The 1,645-nt window shown below is 38.2% G+C and carries 1 protein-coding gene; it reads left to right on the plus strand.

The window, feature by feature from the left end:
• The coding region (locus MTBBW1_RS27120) for a hypothetical protein (protein WP_186441754.1) at positions 1–1,434 on the plus strand (1,434 nt) is incomplete at its 5' end.
• Between the last annotated feature and the right edge of the window lie 211 nt (positions 1,435–1,645).

Raw genomic sequence — 1,645 nt, forward strand, 5'->3', positions numbered from 1 at the left:
TTGATTTTTATTTCATTACGTTTATTTATTGTTGGGCACGTTGGATTCAGAACAATTTCAAGAGTTCTTGGCATTTTACAAATATACCTTGGAATAAGCAAACCGCCATCTCCTCAAACGATCATCAATTGGGTCACCAGATATGCATTGGCAAAAATATGGAACTACAGTGGAGTTCCATCTCTTGCTTTGACCAAAAATAAAATTGTAAATGGTGCCATTTGGATGATTGATACATCGATAGCATTGGGTGCCGGTAAAATTCTGGCTGTTCTGGAGGCGAAAATAGATCATTTTAAACATAACCAAAGCGCTCCCACTCTTGAAAACATCAATTGTGTTGCCATTTCAGTAGCTAATTCCTGGACTGGGGAATCAATAGCCGATTTTTTACAACAGGTTATCAAAGTTACTGGAAAACCTGCTGCATTCTTAAAAGACGGCGGGCGAGATCTCATGAAAGGTGTCAGGCTTCTGAATGAGCGAGGAATATACTCTCTTTCAATTGACGATGTTTCTCATGTTGTTGCCAATCTTTTAAAAAATGAGTTTTCAAAACACCCGTTGTATGAAAAGTTCATCTCTGCATGTGGGCAAGCTTCAAAACGATTTAAACAAACTATACTTGGTTTCTTTTCGCCTCCAAATGCATCGACAAAGTCCAGATTCATGAATATTCATCGTCTGGTTAAATGGGCTGAAATGGTGCTTAAACATTCTCCGGCAGGTAGAGCCTCAAAGGGTTCAGCAATTTCAAAACTTCGAATTGCTCTTGGAAAACTGCCTGAGTGTAAACTGTTTATTAAGAGGTTTCTTCGTGACGCGCTCCCTTTGTTGAAAAGCCAGGAAATTCTTAAAAACAGAGGTTTGAACCTTACGACATACGAAGAGTGTAAAGAATTTTTAAAAGAGATTCCGGAAACTTCATCAGTACGTATTGGTTTTATTACCTGGATGGAAAAACAGTTAATGGTCGCAGAGTCTCTTGGCTTGGGTGAAATCGGAATGATTGTTTCTTCTGACAATATTGAGTCATTGTTCGGAATCGGCAAAAGTCATGGAACAGGTGAAGTAAAAGATGCAAATCGAATTGCACTCCGGTTACCAGCTTTTTGTGGAGAGTTGACCATGGATTCTGCCAAGATGGTACTTAACGTTACGGTGAAACAACAACAAGAAATTGAACAAAAGCTGTTGTCCTTAACAAAGCAACGGCGAGCAATTTTACCAAACCCTGGAACGCTGACTCAGAGCCTCATTACTTCTGACTGTAATCTATCTCTTCTTCCAGTACCAAAAAGGGTAGAAAAAAGCAATAATATGACTAATATTTTAGATAGTTATCCGAAAGATGCTGACCCTGGCAATCAACCACAAAATCAAACATATATACCAAATAATACTATAGCAGATCAATATTCAGCAGCTTCATAGTATTCCTTCAAATATATAAATTGTCGGGCAAAAGTTGGGGATATCCCTGCTGACATTACTTGTTTATAGGGCAAATTAAACCTGACAGCTAAACCGCAAAAGAAAATAGTTGCTTCTTTATCATTTGCATAACATGCCTGGCATGTTGTTATAAATTTGAAAGGGAAGGCCAAATCCTGAGAAATAAATATTTTGCGATTTAGACACCCCA

It is taken from the genome of Desulfamplus magnetovallimortis (genome assembly GCF_900170035.1).
GTDB classification, from domain to species: Bacteria; Desulfobacterota; Desulfobacteria; order Desulfobacterales; family Desulfobacteraceae; genus Desulfamplus; species Desulfamplus magnetovallimortis.